This is a genomic window from Streptomyces sp. NBC_01261, from assembly GCF_036226385.1.
Lineage (GTDB): Bacteria > Actinomycetota > Actinomycetes > Streptomycetales > Streptomycetaceae > Streptomyces.
The window spans coordinates 6,137,147-6,150,147 of the sequence record NZ_CP108463.1 but is presented as its reverse complement, the minus strand read 5'-3'; the positions used below and the strand labels follow the sequence as shown (position 1 = coordinate 6,150,147).

The 13,001-nt window shown below is 68.0% G+C and carries 14 protein-coding genes; 7 read left to right on the top strand and 7 right to left on the bottom strand.

Annotated elements, in window-relative coordinates:
• Window positions 1–113 precede the first annotated feature (113 nt).
• Both OG226_RS27245 and OG226_RS27240 read right to left on the bottom strand, forming a co-directional pair.
• Window positions 114–335, bottom strand: coding sequence for a DUF397 domain-containing protein (locus OG226_RS27245; protein ID WP_328682062.1), 222 nt, complete (start codon window positions 333–335; stop codon window positions 114–116).
• Window positions 332–1,156, bottom strand: coding sequence for a helix-turn-helix domain-containing protein (locus OG226_RS27240; RefSeq protein ID WP_329353527.1), 825 nt, complete (start codon window positions 1,154–1,156; stop codon window positions 332–334). Before OG226_RS27240 ends, OG226_RS27245 begins: the two co-directional genes overlap by 4 nt.
• A gap of 136 nt (window positions 1,157–1,292) precedes the next feature.
• Here OG226_RS27240 and OG226_RS27235 point away from each other — a divergent pair, with 136 nt between their 5' ends.
• The 3 genes from OG226_RS27235 to OG226_RS27225 all read left to right on the top strand — a co-directional run bounded on the left by OG226_RS27235 (window position 1,293) and on the right by OG226_RS27225 (window position 2,658).
• Window positions 1,293–1,481, top strand: a complete 189-nt coding sequence (locus OG226_RS27235) for a hypothetical protein (protein ID WP_328682058.1) — start codon at window positions 1,293–1,295, stop codon at window positions 1,479–1,481.
• Window positions 1,478–1,783 carry a hypothetical protein gene (locus tag OG226_RS27230; protein ID WP_329350282.1) on the top strand — a complete coding sequence of 102 codons (306 nt, stop codon included), beginning with the start codon at window positions 1,478–1,480 and terminating at the stop codon, window positions 1,781–1,783. Before OG226_RS27235 ends, OG226_RS27230 begins: the two co-directional genes overlap by 4 nt.
• A gap of 125 nt (window positions 1,784–1,908) precedes the next feature.
• The gene (locus OG226_RS27225; protein WP_328682053.1) at window positions 1,909–2,658 is read left to right on the top strand and encodes a PH domain-containing protein; all 750 of its coding nucleotides are present in this window, start codon (window positions 1,909–1,911) and stop codon (window positions 2,656–2,658) included.
• Between the two features lie 30 nt (window positions 2,659–2,688).
• On the opposite strand, the gene OG226_RS27220 is transcribed toward OG226_RS27225, so the two are convergent.
• Window positions 2,689–3,879: an epoxide hydrolase family protein gene (locus OG226_RS27220; RefSeq protein ID WP_329350281.1), complete on the bottom strand. Its 1,191-nt coding sequence runs from the start codon at window positions 3,877–3,879 to the stop codon at window positions 2,689–2,691.
• Between the two features lie 61 nt (window positions 3,880–3,940).
• Between OG226_RS27220 and OG226_RS27215 the strand changes: the two genes are divergently transcribed.
• A complete protein-coding gene (locus tag OG226_RS27215; protein WP_328682049.1) occupies window positions 3,941–4,492 on the top strand; it encodes a CGNR zinc finger domain-containing protein in 552 nt (183 codons plus the stop codon).
• A gap of 83 nt (window positions 4,493–4,575) precedes the next feature.
• Window positions 4,576–5,298, top strand: a complete 723-nt coding sequence (locus OG226_RS27210; protein ID WP_329350280.1) for a response regulator transcription factor — start codon at window positions 4,576–4,578, stop codon at window positions 5,296–5,298.
• Here OG226_RS27210 and OG226_RS27205 read toward each other — a convergent pair.
• The 3 genes from OG226_RS27205 to OG226_RS27195 form a co-directional block, all read right to left on the bottom strand.
• Window positions 5,291–7,132 carry an ABC transporter ATP-binding protein gene (locus OG226_RS27205; protein ID WP_329350279.1) on the bottom strand — a complete coding sequence of 614 codons (1,842 nt, stop codon included), beginning with the start codon at window positions 7,130–7,132 and terminating at the stop codon, window positions 5,291–5,293. The two genes, OG226_RS27210 and OG226_RS27205, sit on opposite strands and share 8 nt — an antisense overlap.
• Before the next feature lie 546 nt (window positions 7,133–7,678).
• Window positions 7,679–7,810, bottom strand: a complete 132-nt coding sequence (locus OG226_RS27200) for a hypothetical protein (RefSeq protein ID WP_328682043.1) — start codon at window positions 7,808–7,810, stop codon at window positions 7,679–7,681.
• 614 nt (window positions 7,811–8,424) lie between these two features.
• A complete protein-coding gene (locus tag OG226_RS27195; RefSeq protein WP_328682041.1) occupies window positions 8,425–10,254 on the bottom strand; it encodes a bifunctional metallophosphatase/5'-nucleotidase in 1,830 nt (609 codons plus the stop codon).
• Between the two features lie 146 nt (window positions 10,255–10,400).
• Here OG226_RS27195 and mshD point away from each other — a divergent pair, with 146 nt between their 5' ends.
• Window positions 10,401–11,330 (top strand): mycothiol synthase, encoded by a 930-nt coding sequence (gene mshD / locus OG226_RS27190; RefSeq protein ID WP_328682040.1) that lies wholly within the window; start codon window positions 10,401–10,403, stop codon window positions 11,328–11,330.
• A gap of 165 nt (window positions 11,331–11,495) precedes the next feature.
• On the opposite strand, the gene OG226_RS27185 is transcribed toward mshD, so the two are convergent.
• Window positions 11,496–11,909, bottom strand: a complete 414-nt coding sequence (locus OG226_RS27185; RefSeq protein WP_328682037.1) for an ATP-binding protein — start codon at window positions 11,907–11,909, stop codon at window positions 11,496–11,498.
• A gap of 236 nt (window positions 11,910–12,145) precedes the next feature.
• Between OG226_RS27185 and OG226_RS27180 the strand changes: the two genes are divergently transcribed.
• Entirely contained in the window at window positions 12,146–12,997 is an 852-nt protein-coding gene (locus tag OG226_RS27180) for a helix-turn-helix domain-containing protein (protein WP_328682035.1), read from the top strand.
• The last annotated feature ends 4 nt before the right edge of the window (window positions 12,998–13,001 follow it).

Here is a 13,001-nt window from a genome sequence, read left to right as displayed (position 1 = left end):
ACCATAACCGGCTCGTCCCTGCCCTCTCAGTTGTTGGTCCCCGGCCGTGCATTCGACCGGGAGACCAACGACGAGGGAGGCGCAGCGGCGGTTGTCAGGCCTTTCGACCCGCGTCACCCGAACATGCGCACGCCCACCTCAGCCTTGACTCCGTCCACGAACCCGGACCAGGCCGAGGCGGCGAGGATCAACGGGCGGGCGGCGGGGGTCTTGCTGTCCCGGACGGGCACGAGGCCGGTGTAGCCGTCGGCGACCTCGACGCAGTCGTTGTCCCCACCTGCGCTGTAGCTCGACTTGCGCCAGACAGCGGTGCTGAGGTCGGGGGTGTGCGTCATGATCTGTGATCCTCCAGTACGCCCCTGATGAACGTGAGCGAGTCCGACGGGGACAGCGCCAGGTCGCGAAGCCGATCGTAGGACAGTCGGTATCGCAGGATGTCGTCCGGATCCTCAGTCAGCTCGCTGCACTCGTTGCCCTCCTTGTAGGCAACAGCGCTTCCGTCCTTCTGCCAGAGCAGCGTCAGCGATCCCGTCATGTGGTGGTGAACTCCCGCAGAGAACGGCAGCACTTGGATCGTCACGTTGGGCCACATCGCGACGGTCTCAAGGTGAATCAGCTGGTCGCTCCATGTCTTGGCGCGGCTGGCCGGGCGTCGGAACGCGCTCTCGTCCACGACGATTCGGACGTCGGGCTCCGGCTTCTGGCGCAGCAGGTACTGCCGTCCGGCCCTCGCAGCCACCAGTTCCTCGACCAACTCCGCGCCGTCAGGTGTTGTCTGGGCTCCAGACAACACCTCCCGCGCGAAGTCCTCGGTCTGCACAAGCCCGGGCACCGCCGGCGTGAACTTCCACATCACCCGAGCTGTGGATTCCAGCGCCATGAACCGCTTGTACGGGTCCATGAACGCGTCCAGTCTCGCCACCCTCCAGTGACTGACCAGCAGCTCACCGGCTTCGTAATAGACGTCCAGGTCCTCCATCACCGTCACCTTGGACAGCCGCTCCCCCGACTCCAGCCGGCTCAGGTAGCTCTTGTCATAGCCGGTGTCCTCCGCCAGCTGCCCGAGCGACTTTCCCGCCTTCTCGCGCAGATACCGGAGCGTCCGTCCCAGTACCGCGCGCCCCGACTCGCCCTCGGCGTCAACCTGTTCGGACACGTCACCCCTCCCCGTTGCCTGGGCCCGCAGACAACGCCAACCCTCTTCCGCAGCGTACGCCGCACCCGTGACCATCGAGGCACGAACGGTAATCACCGCTCGTCAGGACCCCGGCAGGACAGAGGAGCGCAGCAGAATGAGTGAACGCGTCGTAGGAATCTGGGAGTTACTACTGATGGCACTCGTGCACGCCCTGCTCCCGTCCCAGCGCCGCGCCCGGCACAAACGGCGACTTCAACGGCAACGGCGACGCGCCCTCTGGCTCGCCGTGCACGGCATCGATGTCGGCCCGCGTCGTATCCACGGAGTGGTGGTACGCGCATGAGCGTCCCCAACACCACCCGCAACGAACTACGGCTGCTCCCCTGGACCACCCCCGACGGCAAGCCCTGTTACCTCAGCGCCGACAGCCACGACAGCCGTCTCTCCCTCCTCGCCGATGACATCGAAGCGGCCCAACTCGACTCCGGGGAACAGGTGTTGGCCGGAGCCAAGGCCGTGCTGGCCGACCCGAAGGCCGGTGAACGAGCCGTACGTTTCGCGCTCACCAGGGTGTCCGAATCCCTCGGGGATGTCCTCCGCATCGCCGTCAGCCGAGGTGAGCGCATCCCGGAGTGCGAACTGTGACCCCGGACCGGTCTCGTCCACTGGCCTCGGGGCCCTTCATCGTCCCCGCGCACCGGCCCCCTCCGCCTCCTGACAAGCACAGCTTGCCGATCTACCATCTACCCGTCCTACACGGGGGAGTTGGCATGGGCGAGGACGTACACGAGCGCGGTGTCGAGCGTGAGTACGGGCGACGGAGACGGATCCCTCGCGGGTTGCTCGCCTTCATGGGGCTCGCCGTCGGGAACTCCGTCTACCAGATGAATCGGGACCCCAATATCTTCGGCGACGGGACCCGGTTGGTCATCGACGCCCTGCTGCTGTGGTTCCTCGTCTGGGCTCTGCTTGCCAGTTGGCGCCAGCGCACCTTCGTCACAGCCGACGGGATCGCCGTACGCGGAGCCGTGCGGATCCGGCGCCGGAGCTGGCACGACATCTACGACATCCGGGTCGAGCCCCGCCGCAACCAGCGCAGCGGCGACTCCCAGTGGCTCACCTTCCTCTACGGCAACGACGGCGGGCGCCTGCTGCTCCCACATGTCGACGACGGCCAACTCCCGGAATTCGGCGCCGAGATCGACGATCTGCGCGAGACGGCCGCCCGGCACCGCGGCATGGCCTGGGAGCGGCGGCCCGAGGTCGAGGAGCGGATCCGGCGGCAATCCGGTCACCGTAAGGCCTGGGAACGGGCCACCAGCGGCGCCCTGTTGGTGCTGGTGGCCATGTTCCTGGTCACGGTGTGGCGGATAGCGACCGGCCGGGACGCCGAGCCACTGCTGCTGCTTGTCTGCGTTCCCCTTGGTGCCTTCGCCCTGCTCGCCGCCCTCCTGCACTGGCGCTGGGAGTCCCAAGTCCCGCCCCCCGGACGCGAGTTCCGGGAGCAGCCCCGGCTCTAGCCGTACGACATCCAGCCGTACGACATCGACTCAACTCACCGACCTGAAGAACTCGGTGATGTCCTCGGCCAGCAACTCCGGTTCCTCGTGGGCCGGGAAGTGACCGCCCCGCGGCATCGTCGTGTACCGGGTGAGGTGGTACTTGCGTTCCACGAAGCCGCGAGGGGCGGGGGTGCCGGCGCCGAGGTTGGCGGGGAACAGGGCCAGGGCGGTCGGCACCTCCACCCGGTCCAGCTTCGGGAGGAGGCCCTGGCCGGACGCGTAGTAGGGGATGAACGACGTCCCGATCGTGTTCGTGAACCAGTACAGCGACGCCTGGGTGAGAAGGAAGTCGTCTGTGAAGCGGGTCGAGAGGTTCCCTTCGCAGTCGCTCCAGGAGCGGTACTTCTCCACCATCCAACCCAGCAGGCCGGACGGGGAGTCGCTCAGGCCCTGGGCCAGGGTGAGTGGACGGGTGCGTTGCTGGTGGGCGTACGCGCCCTCTTCCTGGGACCAGGCGGCGAAGGTGGTCAGGTACTCCCGTTCCTCGTCGGTCAGTTGGGCGGCTGTGGCGTCTGGGGGCGTGCTCAGGATGTCCAGCAAGTGGATGCCGACCACGCTCTCGGGGTGGGCCTGGCCGAGGCGTGCCGTGATGCCCGAACCCAGGTCGCCACCGTGCGCGCCGTAGTGCTCGAAGCCCAACTCGTCGTGCATCAGGCGGTGCCACAGTTCGTGGGTGGGCGGTGACTGGTCCGTCAGGCTCGGGGGCGGGGACGAGAACGTGAAGCCCGGGAGGGACGGCACGATCACCGTGAACGCGTCCTGCGGATCGCCGCCGTAGCGCGACGGTGTCGAGAGCCTTTGTGCCAGTTCGACCAGCTCGTAGAACGTGCTCGGCCAGCCGTTGGTCAGGACCAGCGGCAGGGCGCCCTCGCGTTCGGCGTCGAAGCGCAGGTAGTGCACGGTCGCGCCGTCGATCGCGGCGAAGTGGGACGGAAGCTCGTTGATCGTGGTCTCGTGGGCGCGCCAGTCGTAGCCGTCGGCCCAGTACTCGGTCAGGCGCCTCAGCTCTTTGGCGTCGGTGCCCGCCCGCCACTCGGCCACGGGCCATGGTTCCGCCCACCTCGTCCCGCGCAGGCGGGCCCGCAGGTCGTCGAGGTCCGCGTCCGGCACCTCCAGCAAGGGGCTGGGGATGGTGTCCGTCGTCGGCTTCCGTGCTGAGGTCGTCCATGTTTTCGACACCTTCGAAACGTATAGCCGGTGTCGCACGCCGTCAACACCGGCTTCGCGGTACGGTGGTGTCGTGAGTGATGGCGTCGTAGATCTCGTCCTGGTCGAGCAGTTCCTCAACACGCTCGACGAAAGATCCTTCAGCTGGCACGGGGAGCGGCACACCGGCAACGACGAACTGACCTCTGTCCAGGGCCTGTTGGCGTGGCTGGAGGCTCATGGACTGGTCAGCTCGGGGCAGGAACTGCGGCCGTCCGATCTGACCGCCGCCCTCGCACTCCGCGCCGGTCTGCGGGATGCCCTCAGCAGCGGAGCCGACGGTACCGACCGTGCCGAGACCTCTCGGGCCCTCGCCCCTTTTCCCCTGGTGCTGGCTCCGGACGCGGGCGGCAGCGGGCTGCGTCTCGTCGCCGACAGCGGTACGCCCGGCCTCGATGCCATCGTGGAGACGGTCGCCGCGAGCGTCGCCGGTGGCGGTTGGAGTCGTCTGAAACTGTGCGCCTCGCCGGACTGCCGTTGGGCCTTCTACGACACCTCGCGCAACGGCGGCGGCCGCTGGTGCTCGATGGACGCCTGCGGGAACCGGAACAAGACCCGTGCCTACCGTCGCCGCCGCACGGACTGAACGACACCCCCGACCCTTGAGCCCTCAGCCCCCGCATAGCCCCCTGCCAGCCTCAGCACAGCCGCCCGTCACACCGTGTTCGGATGGCGCGGAAGATCCTGCTGGCCGACGACGACGTGGACGTACGGGAAGGGCTCGGTCGACTGCTCAGATTCGAGGGGTACGAGACCGTCCTCGCGGGAGACGGGCGTACCGCCCTCGATCTCCTCGGCGCACCGGACGATGCCGCCGCGCCCGACCTCGTGCTGATGGACGTCACCATGCCCGAGCTGGACGGGCTCGCCGCCACCCGGCGTATCCGTGCCTCCGGGTCCACCGTGCCGATCCTGATGATCACCGGGCGGAACGCGGTCGGCGACCGTATCGTCGCCCTCGACAACGGTGCCGACGACTACCTCAGCAAGCCGTTCGCCGTCGAGGAACTCCTCGCACGCGTACGGGCGTTGCTGCGGCGCGGTGCCCAGCGCCCCGCCGCCGACGAGCATCCGCCCGAGCTCGAACGGCTCGTCTTCCACGATCTGGTCATGGACCTGCGTACCCGTACCGTCGCCCGTGACGGACTGCCGCTCGATCTCACCCGGACCGAATTCCTCTTGCTGGAACACCTGTTGAGGCATCCGGGTGCCGCGCTCACCCGGTCGCAGATCCACCGGCAGGTGTGGGGCTTCGACTTCGAGCCCGCGTCCAACACCCTTGATGTGTACGTCATGTACCTGCGCCGGAAACTGGAGAGCCGCGGCGGACCGCGGCTCATCCACACCCTGCGGGGGCTCGGGTACAGCCTCCGGATCGCTCCGCCTACTTGAGCGGCAGCCGCAGGATCATCGTCTCGTCCGGTGCCTGCGGCGGGACCTGGCGCAGGGTCATCGTGTCCTCCGAACGATGCCGTCCCGTTCCCGTGATCGCCATTTCGGGGAGCGGACCCGCAAGTCGCGCGTACGCGCCGCCCCTTGCCACCAACTCCGCGTGCGTGCCCGCTTCCACCAGGCGTCCGCCCTCGACGACCAGGATGCGGTCCGCGTCCGGGGCGAGGCTCAGGTCGTGGGTGATCATGATGGTCGTACGGCCGGACATCAGGCGGCGCAGAGGCTGGATCACCTGGCGGGCGGCCACCGAGTCGAGGCCGGCCGTCGGTTCGTCCAGGACCAGGACCGGGGCCTCGCGGAGCATTGCCCTTGCGATCGCGATCCGTTGGAGCTGGCCGCCGGACAACGCCGCCGTGCCGGGGGCGAGTTGAGTGTCGTAGCCCTGGGGAAGGGACGCGATGAAGTCGTGGGCCGCTGCCGATCGCGCCGCCCGTTCGATGTCCTCGTCCGTCGCGCCGGGGCGGCCGCACTCGATGTTCTCGCGGACCGTGCCGTTGAGGATGAGGGTCTGCTGGGGGAGCAACGCGACGTTCTCCCGCAGGAATTCGAGGGGTACGTCGCGGAGGGGGACGCCGTCGAGGCAGATCACGCCCGCCGAGGGGTCGTAGAAGCGGGTGAGGAGTTTGGACAGGGTCGACTTGCCCGCTCCGCTCTCGCCCGTGATGATCACCAGCTCGCCCGGGTCCGCCCGGAAGGTGACGTCGGCGACCGAGTTCCGGGTCGCGCCGGGGTAGGCGAAGGTCACGCCGTGGAAGCTGACCCAGCCGTGGACGGGCCAGGCGGGGACGGGTTGGCCGGGATCGGCGACGGACGGGGTGGCGTCCAGGATCTCGTTGATGCGGGCGGCGCCGGCCGTGGCGGCGGTGAGGGTGAGGCCGAGTTGGCCGAGGTTGCGGACGGGCGGGTACAGGTAGCCGATGAAGGCGGCGAAGGCGAGGAGTGCGCCGAGGGTCATGCGGTCGGCGGAGATCTCCCAGACGCCGAGGCCGATGACCGACAGCACGCAGAGGGTTTCCACCACCTCCACGAACTGCTCGTACATCTCGCTCAGGCGGGCGCCGCGGACCGACGCCTTCATCCACGCGCGGGCTTCGACGTCGAGGCGCTTCTCCTCGTCGCGGCGGCGGTTGTACGCCTGGGTGAGGACCACGTTGCCGAGGGACTCCTCGACGACCGAGGTGATCGCCCCGTCGGCGACCCGTTCGTCCTGCGAGGCCTGCTTGATGCGGCCCGCGAAACGGCGGGCGGCGACGAGGAAGAGGGGGGCCAGGACGAAGGTGGCCAGGGCCAGGTCCCAGCGGAGGTAGAGGGCGGCGCAGGCATAGAAGACCGCGGAGAAGGCGGCCGAGATCGTGCCTACGACTCCGGACACGACCATCTGCTCGATGGCCTCGACGTCTCCGGTGAGGCGTTCCACGAGGTCGCCCTGGCGGTGCTTCTGGAAGAAGTGGGGCGGTAGGTCCTGGACGTGGCGGAAGACGTTCGCGCGCAGGCGCAGGACAAAGCGTTCGGCGGTCCAGGTGGCGAGGGAGTTGCCGAAGTAGCCGACGAGCGCGCCCAGTGCGGCGACGCCGAGCCAGGCCGCGGCCGGGCCCCAGAAGGCGGACAGCGAACCGGACTTGAGGGCGTTGTCGGTGAGGTCCGCGAACAGCAGGATCGCGGCGGTCTCCGAGAGCGCCGACACGACGACACACGCGATGATCACCGCGAGCCACTTGCGGTCACCGCGGGTCAGCGGCCAGAAACGGCGGAAGGCCTCACGGGCTTCCCTCATGGTCAACTCCCTTCAGGGCGTGGGCTGGTCATGGCCGAGGCGGGGCCACCGGAGCGAGTTCGCTCGCTAACCGGTGGCCCCGCCTCAGGGTGTGCGCGATCAGCCCTTGTGGCCGACGGGGCGCTTCGGCGCGGGCTTCTTCGGGGCCTTCTTCTTGGGCGCCGGGGCGGGCTTGTGGGCCTTCTTGACGGGGACGATCTTGTGGAAGCTCATGGCGGGGTCCCTCCCGGTAAGTGCCGCTCAGCCGCGGCGAGTTGTGGAGTGGTGCGAGTCCTGCGGATGGTGCTGCGGGTGCTGCGGGTGCTGCGGGTCTTCTACGGCCGGACCGGCGGCTTACTTGTGGCCCACGGGGCGACGCTTCGGGGCCGGAGCCGGCTTCTTCGGCGCGGGCTTCTTGGGCGCCGGGGCGGGCTTGTGGGTCTTCTTGACGGGGGCGATCTTGTGGAAGCTCATGGTGGATTCCCTCCCTGGGGGTGCCGCCCTGCGGCGGCTTGATACGAGGTGGTGCTGCGGGTGCCGCTTGTCTTCTACGGCCGGCCCCGCGGGTTACTTGTGGCCGATCGGACGACGCTTCGGGGCGGCAGCGGGCTTCCTGGAGGGCTTCTCCGAGGGCTTCTTCTTCGGGGCCGGGGCCGGCTTGTGGGCCTTCTTCACCGGGGCGATCTTGTGGAAGCTCATGTGCGTGTCCCTCTCTGTCGCGGCTGCTGCGGTTCTGCAACAGTTCCTCTACCGATCTGCTGCAATTGCCTTTGAACTACTTCTGAATTACGTCTGTAAATTCTCTGTCAGCCCTTGTGGGCGACCGGGCGGCACTTCGGGGCGGGCTTGCGGGTCTGCTTGATGGGGTGAATCTTGTTGAAGCTCATGATTTATTTCCCTCCCTGGGAATTCTTATCCGTGGTTTATTGCGGCTGGCCGGACGGCTTACTTGTGGCCGACCGGGCGACGCTTCGGGGCCGGGGCGGGCTTCTTCGGGGCCTTCTTGGGCGCCGGGGCCGGCTTGTGGGTCTTCTTCACCGGGGCGATCTTGTGGAAGCTCATCGTGCTCTCCTTCGTCTCTTGCGTTCTCTTGCGTCTTCTTGTCGTTTGCGCTGTTCGCTTTCGACATGGAAAACACTACTGGACTCCTGACGCAGGAAAAGCGATTTTCGCTTAGACCTTCCTGAGCAATCCCTGTGGAAGATTCTTATGGACTTTGCGGAACTGAACCCGGTCTTACACAGAATTTAGAACGGGAAAACAGAAGGGGCCCGGCGCCGACCTGCGGCTCCGGGCCCCTCGTCAGAGATGGGTTACCGCACGATGTTGATCCGGTTCGCCGCCGGGGGCACCAGCGGGCCGGTGGCCGACGAGTTCGCCGTCAGGTAGTCCGCCAGCGCGGTCAGGTCGTCCGTGCCGACCAGGTCGCCCGTGCCCTGTCCCAGCGTCGTGAAGCCGTCACCGCCGCCCGCGAGGAAGCTGTTCGTCGCGACGCGGTACGTGGCTGCCGGGTCGATGGCGGAACCGTTGAGCTTGATCGAGTCCGTCACCACCCGGTCCGCGCCCGTCTTCGTCAGGTCCAGCGTGTACGTCAGCCCGGACGACACCTGGAGCACCTTCGGCGCCGCCGTGTTCGTGCCGCTCACCTGTTCCTTGAGCGCCTGGATCACCTGGGCGCCCGTGAAGTCCTGGAGGTTCACCGTGTTCGCGAACGGCTGCACCGTGAAGCCCTCGGCGTACGTCACCACGCCGTCGCCCTCGGCGCCGGTGGCCTTGTAGGTCAGGCCCGCCCGCACCCCGCCCGGGTTCATCAGCGCGAGGTCGGTCTCCGGGTCCAGCTTCTTGCCGTAGGCGAGTTGGGCGTCCGCGATGAGGTCGCCCATCGGGGACTCGGTGCCGGTGTTGTTCACGTCACCGGAGATGTAACCGATCGCGCGGTTGCCGATGGGCGCCGCGAGGGTGTTCCACTTGCTGATCAGCGAGGTCATGTCGGCGGCCTTGGGCACGGTCCGGGTGACCACGTGGTTCGCCGACTTGACCGCCGTACGCGCGATGTCGTGGGTCCTACGGTCGTACGTCAGCGTCGTGTCCGTGTAGAGGCGGCCGAAGGAGGCCGCCGAAGTGACCATGCGGGGCTTGCCACTTGGGTCATTGATCGTGCAGACGTACGCGTTGTGGGTGTGGCCGGTGACGAGCGCGTCGACCGCCGGGGTGACGTTCTTCGCGATGTCGACGATCGGGCCGGAGATGCCGGAGCCCGAACCGGAGGCGTCACAGTCGTAGTTGTACGACGCGGAGGCCGGGAAGCCGCCCTCGTGGATCAGCGCGACGATCGACTGCACGCCCTGCTTCTGCAGCTCCTTGGCGTACTTGTTGATCGTCTCGACCTCGTCCTTGAACTTCAGGCCCTTGACGCCGTCCGCGGAGACGATGCCCGGGGTGCCCTCCAGGGTCACGCCGATGAAACCGATCTTGACGTCCTTCTTCTTCCACACCCAATACGGCTTCAGGATCGGCTTGTTGGTCTTCTCGCCGAGGACGTTGGCCGCGAGGTAGGGGAAGTCGGCGCCCTTGAACTTCTTGTCCGTGTAGCAGCCGTCGGTGGGGTGGCAGCCGCCGTTCTGGAGCCGCGCCAGCTCCTTCGCGCCCTCGTCGAACTCGTGGTTGCCGACCGAAGTGACGTCCAGGTCGAGCTTGTTGAGCGCCTCGATCGTCGGCTCGTCGTGGAACAGGCCCGAGATCAGCGGGGACGCGCCGACCATGTCGCCGCCGGCCGCGGTGACCGAGTACGGGTTGCCCTTGCGGGCGTCGCGCAGGTGCGTCGCGAGGTACTCGACACCGCCCGCGTCGATCGTCTTCGTCGTGCCGTCCGCCTGGAGTTCGGTGACCCGGCCGGAGGAACCGGTCGGCGGCTCCAGGTTGCCGTGCAGGTCGTTGAAGGAGAGGAGTTGTACGTCCTGGTAGCGGCTGGGCTTGGAGCTGTGCCCGTGGCCGCTTCCGCTTCCCTTTCCGCTCGGGTTGCCGTGTGCGTCGGCGGGCAGTGCCGCGGCCAGCGCACCCGCCGTGGCCAGGCTCACCGTGGCGGCGAGGAGTGCGGCGGTACGGCGTCCGCGCGGGCGGTTCGGCTGGGTTGTGGCTGGCATGAGCCCCCCTGTGTGTCGGCTGAGAAGGTCACCACGTTCCGGCGCAGCCTAGGGTCAACGCGCGTAGCGTGACAGGGGGTTCTTGGTTACATCCTGGTTTCTTCTTTGCCGCCACTTTGCGGGGGGATCGGCTTACCCTCGTACCCATGACCAGCGACGACACCGTACGGCCCGCGCCCGGCTCCCGTTCCATCGAGACGTACTCCGCGCTCACCCCGGACCAGGCGGAGGCCGTCCTCGCGCTGATCGCCGAGGCCGCCCGCGTCGACGGGCAGCCGGCGGTGTCCGAGCAGGGGCGGTTGCGGATCCGCGGGGGTGAGCGGGACGGGGTCTCGCATCTGCTGCTCACCCTGGGCGACGAACTCGTGGGCTACGCACAGTTGGAGGACACCGACCCGGTGGAGGCGCCGGCAGCCGAACTCGTCGTCCATCCCTCGCACCGGGGGCACGGTCACGGACGGGCGCTCGGCGCCGCGCTGCTGGCCGCGTCCGGGAAACGGCTCCGGGTGTGGGCGCACGGCGGGCATGCCGCGGCGCGTCATCTCGCGCAGGTTCTCGGGCTCACCATGTTCCGTGAACTCCGCCAGCTGCGACGGCCGTTGACCGACCTGGAGCTGCCGGATCCGGTACTCGCGGAGGGCGTGACCGTACGCACCTTCGCCCCCGGCGTCGACGACGCGGCATGGCTGGCCGTGAACGCCGCGGCCTTCGCCCACCACCCCGAGCAGGGTTCCCTCACCCAGGGCGACCTGGACGACCGTAAGTCCGAGGCGTGGTTCGATCCCTCGGGGTTCTTCCTGGCGGAACGGGACGGCGACCTGGTGGGCTTCCACTGGACCAAGGTCCACGCGGAGGAGCAGCTGGGTGAGGTGTATGTGGTGGGGGTGTTGCCGGGTGCGCAGGGCGGCGGGCTCGGCAAGGCGCTGACGACGATCGGCCTACGGCATCTGGCCTCGCAGGGACTTCCTACGGCGATGCTGTACGTCGACGCGGACAACAAGGCGGCGGTGTCGGTGTACGAGCGGTTGGGATTCACGACGTACGAGACGGACCTGATGTACCGCTCGGAGTCGTAGGGTTCACCGCGCCCGCTCGGGCGGTGCGGCCCTTTGCCCGTCCCCGCCGGAGGGGACCCTTCCCGCGAAAATGTGACACTCTCCCCCTGGAGTGTCACATTTCTGCGGGTCACCTCTCCCCCGTGACGCTGGGCGCCCCGCCTGCCACTCAACGTCGAAGACCCCTCAAGCCGCAGCCAGCTCGCACCACACGAGCTTCCCCCGCCTGCCGTTCCGGGACAACGGCTGCCAGCCCCACTGGTCGGCACAGGCCCGGACCAGCGCGAGACCGCGCCCGTCCTCCGCGTCGCCGAGTTCCTCCAATGCCCTTGGCGGCTCCGGCGGTTCGGGGTCGGCATCCCAGGCCCCGAGCAGCAGCACCCCCGCCGACCAGCCCACGCGCAGGGCGGCGGGCCCCTTCGCGTGCAGTACGGCGTTGGCGACCAGCTCCGTCGCGAGGAGTTCGGCGGTGTCGGCCAGCCGGATCAGGCCGTGCACGGTGAGGATCAGGCGCAGGGTGCGGCGACTGACGGTGACGGCACGCAGGTCGTTCGGGACGTAGAGGCAGTACTCCCAGGGCACGGGCGGGTTTTCGGGCATGCGTCAACTCCGGTTCGGTGATGGAGGTTTCGGAGAGCTGCGGGCTGTATCAGGCGGTGGCTTGCCACAGCCGTCCTGGCAGGACGGAGTGGTGCGCTTCCGGTGCCCCGGATTGCCGCAGCGTGTGCGTCGCATCACCGACGGTAGGTCTATAAGTTCATGTTCGGCAAGTCGATCGCGTAATCTGCCCCCGTAAGAAGTCGCGCACACAAGCGCGTTGAGCCGAGGAGCGGCAGATGGCGTTGAGGCGCGAACCAACGGCTAGACAGATGCGTCTGGCTGTCGAACTGCGCAGACTCCGCGAGGCAGCCGGCCTTTCGGCCCGAGAGGCCGCGGGACTGCTCGGAGTGGGTCCCGCGCAGATCAGCCATATCGAGTCGGCCCTCGCGGGTGTGAGCGAGAAACGGCTGCGCAGCCTGGCAGCCCACTACGTGTGCACGGACGAGGAGTTCATCGGGGCCCTGATCGCCATGGCGACCGACCGGACTCGGGGTTGGTGGGAGGACTACAGGGGGTCCCTGCCTACTTCCTTCCTCGACCTGGCCGAGTTGGAACACCACTCGACGTTCCTGCGTGAGGTCCAGTTCCAGTACATCCCCGGCCCGCTCCAGACCGAGGACTACGCTCGCGCCATCTTCTCCGACAGGATCCCCGAACTTCCCGATGAGGACCTGGAGTTGCGCGTACAGCATCGGATGCAGCGCAAGGTGATCCTCGAAGGCTCCGAGCCCAGGCCGTATCAAGTGATCATCCATGAGGCGGCACTCCGGGTCCGCGTCAGCGACCGCGCCGCTTCCCGGACCCAACTTGCCACCCTCCTCGAAGCCTCCGAGGCGGACAACGTCACCGTGCGGGTCATCCCGTTCGACCTGGACGGCTTCGGCGGATCCTGGACCGCCGCAATGCTGGCGGGCGGTGCCGTACCCAAGCTGGACACAGCCGTTGGGGACGCGCCTCACGCTGCTGCCTTCATCGATTCCGAGGCTCAGCTCGGCGTATTTCGAACGCTCTTCCGTAGAGTGGAGGGCATGTCACTGGACCCCGAGCGGTCACGTGACTTCATCGACGGGCTGGTCAAAGAGCTGTGAGGCA